The organism is Streptomyces sp. NPDC059456 (assembly GCF_042750055.1).
Classification (GTDB): Bacteria; Actinomycetota; Actinomycetes; order Streptomycetales; family Streptomycetaceae; genus Streptomyces.
In genome coordinates this window covers 286-6,160 of sequence record NZ_JBHYVA010000518.1, presented here as the reverse complement: position 1 = coordinate 6,160, position 5,875 = coordinate 286, and the positions used below count along the sequence as shown (strand labels likewise).

Annotated in this window: 5 protein-coding genes; 2 read left to right on the top strand and 3 right to left on the bottom strand. The window is 67.5% G+C overall.

The features are described from left to right. Nucleotides 1-211: 211 nt before the first annotated feature. The gene (locus tag ACFXA3_RS32140) at nt 212-1,192 is read right to left on the bottom strand and encodes an endonuclease/exonuclease/phosphatase family protein (protein ID WP_385192555.1); all 981 of its coding nucleotides are present in this window, start codon (nt 1,190-1,192) and stop codon (nt 212-214) included. 427 nt (nt 1,193-1,619) lie between these two features. Between ACFXA3_RS32140 and ACFXA3_RS32135 the strand changes: the two genes are divergently transcribed. Then, nucleotides 1,620-1,802: a hypothetical protein gene (locus ACFXA3_RS32135; protein ID WP_385192552.1), complete on the top strand. Its 183-nt coding sequence runs from the start codon at nt 1,620-1,622 to the stop codon at nt 1,800-1,802. A gap of 133 nt (nt 1,803-1,935) precedes the next feature. Beyond that, a complete protein-coding gene (locus tag ACFXA3_RS32130) occupies nt 1,936-2,529 on the top strand; it encodes a transposase family protein (RefSeq protein ID WP_385192550.1) in 594 nt (197 codons plus the stop codon). A gap of 116 nt (nt 2,530-2,645) precedes the next feature. On the opposite strand, the gene ACFXA3_RS32125 is transcribed toward ACFXA3_RS32130, so the two are convergent. Both ACFXA3_RS32125 and ACFXA3_RS32120 read right to left on the bottom strand, forming a co-directional pair. After that, on the bottom strand, nt 2,646-3,698 hold the full coding sequence (locus tag ACFXA3_RS32125) for a hypothetical protein (RefSeq protein WP_385192547.1): 1,053 nt from the start codon (nt 3,696-3,698) through the stop codon (nt 2,646-2,648). 31 nt (nt 3,699-3,729) lie between these two features. Beyond that, a complete protein-coding gene (locus ACFXA3_RS32120) occupies nt 3,730-5,631 on the bottom strand; it encodes a DNA/RNA non-specific endonuclease (RefSeq protein ID WP_385192545.1) in 1,902 nt (633 codons plus the stop codon). Nucleotides 5,632-5,875 lie beyond the last annotated feature (244 nt).

Here is a 5,875-nt window from a genome sequence, read left to right as displayed (position 1 = left end):
CCAACCCACACGCGCCCCCGCCCACCCCCCGTCTCGGGCGGCCCCCCCGCTGATCGGCAGCTACGAGCCCCACCGTCCGAAGTCCGGCGGCGGGGCCGACCGCTTCCCCTGGGAAGAAGCGGTCGATCTGATTGCGCCGCTCCTCCATGCCGGGGCCGAGCCACAGTGAACGAGTCGGTCCCGCCGCCCGGGGCAGCCGGGCCACCTGCCCCTACAGGTTGAACTTCGCCACCACCGGTGAGTGGTCGGACGGCTTGTCGTGGGCCGCGGCCGGCTGGGCCTCCGTCACGCTCGGCAGCTTCTCGTTGCCGGTGGAGACCTCCTGGAACTTGGCGAGCAGCGAGTGGCTGATCATGATGTGGTCGATCAGTTCGTGCTGGCCCTCGAAGATGCGGGAGAAGCCGCCCTGTTCCAGGATGTGCGGGGCCAGGTTCCACAGGCGGTTGGCGTCGCCCGGGTCGTCGGGGTGGGTGAAGCCGCCGGTGCCGATCTGCGAGCCGGGCGGGCCGTACAGGATCTGGGTGGTGGCGGCCTGCCACTCGTCGTTGAAGTCGCCCAGCACGATGACATGGCGGTTCTTGCCGTCACCTTGGAGCAGATCGTCGGCCAGGCCACGCATGGTGACGGCCTCGGCGGCGCGACGGAAGAGCGCGTAAGCCTCATAGCGGGCGCGCAGGCGCTCGTCGTTGGTGATGTGCTGCTTGTTCGGGAAGGTCAGCAGCTTCGACTTCAGGTGGCAGACGGCCACGTGGAGGCTCTGACCGGGAGATGGCTCCACCCGTACGGCCAGACCGCCGCGGCCCATCTCGCTGGTGAGGGCGTCGTCGCCCTGGTCCTCGACCTGGATGGGGCGCAGGTGGTCCGGGAAGTCCTTGCGCTGCCGGACGTCGAGCAGAGGGAAGCGGCTGATGACGCCGACCCGGATGCCGCGGGGGTCCGGGTGGTTCGACAGGGCGGTGTGCCAGGTGCCCGGCAGCTTGGCCACCAGATCGTCCAGCGCCTCCTGGCTGCCGACCTCCTGCACGCCGAGCAGATCCGGCCCGATCTCGGTAATGACGCTGGCCAAGGCCTCGACTTTGGCGTCGTAGGTGGCTTGGTCCTTGGCGGCGCACTTGTTGGGGTTGGGCACGCTGCCCGTCGGCAGCGGTCGGCAGAAGTTCTCTACGTTCCAGGTCCCGATGATCAAGCTCACGCCTGCTCCCGTCGTCGTTGACCAGGTCTCGGACCAGTCTTTCGGGCGCATCCGGCCGGGCTTGATACGTCGGGTGGACGCGCCTGTAGCTTCACTCATCGGCAGCAGTTGTCGGACGATTTGCGGGACCGGTTCCTCGCTCCCACATCACCATCACGGCCACGGCGGCCTCGGCCGTGATCTTGCCCCGGACCATGGCCGTGCTGAGGCAGCGACTACGGAGCCAACCCGCCCTCGCCCAGTCCCCCGACGCCAGGGGCGGCCATCCTCATTCAGCTGGTGCGGCCGTGTTCCCTCTCGATCGAACAGGACGAGGGCGGCGCGGGGCACTCAACCTCCGAGCGGTAGTACCGGCCGGAACAGGCCACGACAAAAGTGAGACCTCGTCCGGTGGCCGTGGGAAAGGGCGAGTTGATTGAATCGGCCCATGGAGAACTCGATCTGGGACGCGTTGCAGCCGGGGGTCCGGGACGAGGTGGACGAGCTGCTCAGGAGTGGTCGGCGGCTTCACGCGGTGAAGCTCATCCGGGAGGCCCACCCCGCACCACGCCCTCAGCTGCGCGACGCCGTGGAGGTGATGAGCGAGCGCGCGGCGGAGCTGCGGTGCTGACCTGGACTTCCGGGTTGGTGTTTCGATGTCACCAATGCAGCCAACGCGCGTCCGGGGTCACTGGCCGCGGCCGCGGCGGCCGGGTGTACGTCGGCCCGTAGACGATCTGCCACAAACCGTCGGAGTGCTCGGCATGTGGCTCCGCACCCTCGCCGAAGTCCTCGACCACCTCGGCGCCAGCGGACAGGCCGGGACGGTCGACGGCACCGAGATCCGGGTTCGCGGGCCCGCCGTCAGCCGCAAGGACAGGGATAAGTTCATCTCGGGCAAGAACAAGCAGAACGCTGTCAAGGCCATGGTCCTGACCGACGCCAGCGGCAGGCTCCTGTTCTGCAGTCCAGCCCGGCCGGCAAGCTGTGCCGACACTACCCATGCCAGGCAGTCAGGCCTGGCCAAGCACCTGGCTGGCGGTCCGGCCGTGGAGATCCTTGCCGACGCCGGCGGCCAGGACCTGGGCGCCCAGACCCGGCGGCCGCGTCGTGACACCACCACACCGCAAGTACGAGAAGGGCCCACCGGACTGGTACGAGGAGGTCTACGAACGCCGGCGCACGGCACATTCCTCACGCCGGTGCGCGTCGAGCATGCCATCGCACGCCTCAAGAACTGGCGAGCCCCCGCCCGCCACCACGGCCGCCGCGACCACATGAGCGACGCGATCCGAGCCATCGCCGGACTGCTCTCGCACCGGCAGACCACCACCCGCGGGGACCGTCAGCCACAGTGACCACCGGGCCGACCTGCACCTTCGACGCGTCACCGCCAGCCGTGCACGACCTCGTCAGCCAGTCGGCTCCGGGCGTCCGAGGCCGATTGCCCTCGGTAGGAGATGTGAGCGCCGGCTTACTGAATGAGTTCGATGTGCGGATGGTTCGGGGATGCCGGGCACACGTGTAGTTGCAGGTCGTAGCCGCCGGCGATGTCGATCATGGTGAAGTTCGCCGGTGGAGTGCCGGGGATGAGCGGCGTCGGGTTCGCCGGTTCCTCTTCGGGAGACCAGCTCTCGCCGCTGCCGCCGTTCCATTCGGTGGTGGCGATGGTCAACAGCGGATCAGCCTCGGTTCCGCATTCCTGGCAGAGCCGGGGAACGGGGTTGGTGAGACCCCAACGGGTCCAGCCACCGGTCTTCCAGCCGGGCGAGGTAGACAGCATGTCCATGTAAAGCTCCTGCGGGGCGACCTCGTAGGAGCTGTCCGGCGCCACTCCGGCTGCCGCCTGCCACCTGCTCCAGTCCCCCAGTTGGTCCTGGAGTTCCTGCCCCAGCTCCAGATAGTCGGGGTACTCGGTGACCAGTTCCGGTGTAAGCAGACACGGTTCCGGTAGGTAGGTGTCAAACTGGATCGCCGACGGCTCAGGCGGCGTGGCAAGGACTTCGGCCACAGTCGCTTCCGAACGCCAGAACAAAGCGGTCCTGGGGTGTTCTGGGTGATTGAAGGGGCACCAGAGAACCTGGAGCAGATCGGCTTCGGACTGCGCAGGCCGGTCAAGCAAGGGCACATCGCGCATGTACAACTGAGCAACTGGCAGCATGGCGATCGCGCCCTCGGGCCACGGCCGGCCAGCCATGATCCGCTTCTCGGTCGCCAGTTCCTCGGGCGTGGCCCAGGGCTCCTGCGGATCGCGGCGCCGCCGATCCTCCGCCGCCGCCCGGCTACGACGCAGTACCCGTACGTCTTCCGGCGAGAGGGCCACGTTTACCCCGTCCCACTCGTGCGGCCCGTCGCAGTGCGGCCACGGCTCGCCGGCGGGCCAGAGCAGCGGCCCGCCGACAGAGCTGTCGCGCGGTGTGGGTGATCCTGGACGGGGATGCAGCCGCGTGGCTGTACGTGCCAGCGGAGCCAATTGCGGGAAGAGCGCCGCAACGTCAAACGGTCGTGATGGAGTGGTTTGACTCATATTGGCTCCCGAAGGCATACGCTGGCTGAAATCAGTTTCCGAGGTTGAACGCCCCAGTATCCTTCTGGGTGTTCGGGACGTAGACGTTGGGGAACAACAACTCCGTTGTCCCGTTCGCCCGTTCGATATTAGCGGTCATTGTCACTCCCACCGGAATGGTGCTCGTGGCGTCCCGGTAGACGGGCGTCACTTGGTAGAAGATCGCATCGTCAGGTCCGAAGGAAGCCAGTTTCACTGTGTTCTGAGCCTGGGCCTCGAATGTCCTCATGCTAGGCGTTCCGGTGTTCATCCCCGCCTGCCAGCAGGGGACCAGGTTGTCCTGGCCGCCGTCCAAGATCTGGCCCGGTCCGCCGAGGATGTTCGCGATCAGGTGACAGCGGGCCTGGCCGGTGCCGGGAGAGTGGTCGTTGGCGAATTTCTGTGCGTCCTGCCAGCCCGTGATGTCACCCGAGGCCGGTTTGCCCTTCCCGGGCTTCTTGCCCAGGCAGGCCTGGGCCATGGTCGGCCGGGTGCCGGCCGGGCCTATCGGGGTGATGGTCTTGTTGACGTGGGCGACAGGTTCGGTGGTGTTCCTTCTCCACCCGTTACCGGAGGGAAGCGCCCCAGTCGGCCAGTTCGCCAGGCAGGAGGCCTGCGGGGCTGCGGCCGGTGTCGTGAACTCCACCTTGAACTGCTCCGCGTCGATCACCCGCTGGCTCTGAAATCCCTCAGTGAGCTTGTTGTCGGCGAACTTCTTGTCGTCTGCCAGGACATGGGCGCGCACGCACGGCGATGCCGGATCCAGTTCCAGACTGTTACCGAGGACGTAGGTATCCCAGCCGCCGCTGCTGGCATTGGGAATCACCTCGACGCACCGGGCACCGTCGATTCCCCCCTCCTTGACTTCCGCGAAGGGGAACTCGCCGCAGGTGTCGGTTTCGACGAGGTCGGTGTTGGTTACGAACGGCGCCGTACCCGCGCTTCCGCACGTACGGTCCCTGCGGTCGGCGGTGCCGCTCTTCTGCCGGGTCAACGGCTTGCTCTTCCCCCAGCCGTCGCTTAGGTGCTGCTGCGCCCACTGGTAGGCGGCCACTGCGCCACCCGGATCCGAGCCCTGTGCGTTCATCGGAACGACGGCCATGACCGACGGGATGACGCAGCCCGGCGACGGGGCGCCCGCAGAGTCTCCGACCGCGTCGTCACAGCGGATCTTGCGCGGGTTCGTCCACTTGGCGTTCGGATCGGTAATCGTGGCGCCCGGCATGGTCACGTACATGCTGTACGAGGTATCGAACTCCGCAACGGCACCCGCCGCAGGGGTCGAGGAATACGCCACGGTGCCGGTGAGGGACTGTCCCACGGTCAGATTGCCGCCGAACCAAGGCGCGGCCTTCGTCACCTTGCAACCCGGTTCGCAGGCGGCCCGAAACTTGGCTGTCAGGGCGGTGACGTCACCCTTCCCTGAGGCCATCTTCACGGTGACCTGCTCGCTCCAGGTCGTTCCGGAGGCAGGCAGTGACGCACTGGTGGAGACCTCCAGGGTGCCTCGCCCGATCTCCACGCCGTTGGCGTCGCGCAGGGTGTAGAGGACGTCCAGCCCGGTCACGCAGTACGTGAAGCGCTCGTAGGAGTAGTTGCCGGCACCGGTGATGCTGCAGCTGCCGCCAGCCAGTGGCTGTGCGGAGGCGACACGGGTCGTGGAGCCGGCCCTGGTCGTGGAGCCGGCCCTGGTCGTGGAGGGGCTGATGCTCACGCATGCCTCGACGGCACCCTTCCTGCGCTCGTTCGAGCCTGCCTTTGTGGCCTCGCAGTGTTCCTCGGACCTTTCCGAGAGGGCGCTCGTCGTCATGACGGCGGCTGAAGCGTCGGACCGCTCCGTCCTCTCCGCCTGCCCAGACCTTTCCGTGGCGGGCTGTGCCGTGGCAGCACCCGTCGTGGCGAGTCCCAGCGTCACGGCAATCAATACGGAAAGCAACGCCGACCGGCCACGTATTCGGGCTGTGCCACGGAGGCATCTCTTGTACATGTTCGTCAGATCTCTTTTCTGTCTTCATGGATGGGCGGGGCCGCACCACAGGTGACGCCCTGAGGTCCGGCCTTTGGCGCCTTGGGGGGCCGGGGGCCGGGGGCCCGCGGCGCGCCACCCACACTCGCGAAAAAAAGGGGGGCGCCCCAGCGGGGGGGGGGGGGAATCAGAG

Coding starts and splice junctions, on each gene's coding strand:
- ACFXA3_RS32125 (WP_385192547.1), bottom strand. CDS start 3,698: ATGAGTCAAACCACTCCATCACGACCGTTTGACGTTGCGGCGCTCTTC.
- ACFXA3_RS32135 (WP_385192552.1), top strand. CDS start 1,620: ATGGAGAACTCGATCTGGGACGCGTTGCAGCCGGGGGTCCGGGACGAG.
- ACFXA3_RS32130 (WP_385192550.1), top strand. CDS start 1,936: ATGTGGCTCCGCACCCTCGCCGAAGTCCTCGACCACCTCGGCGCCAGC.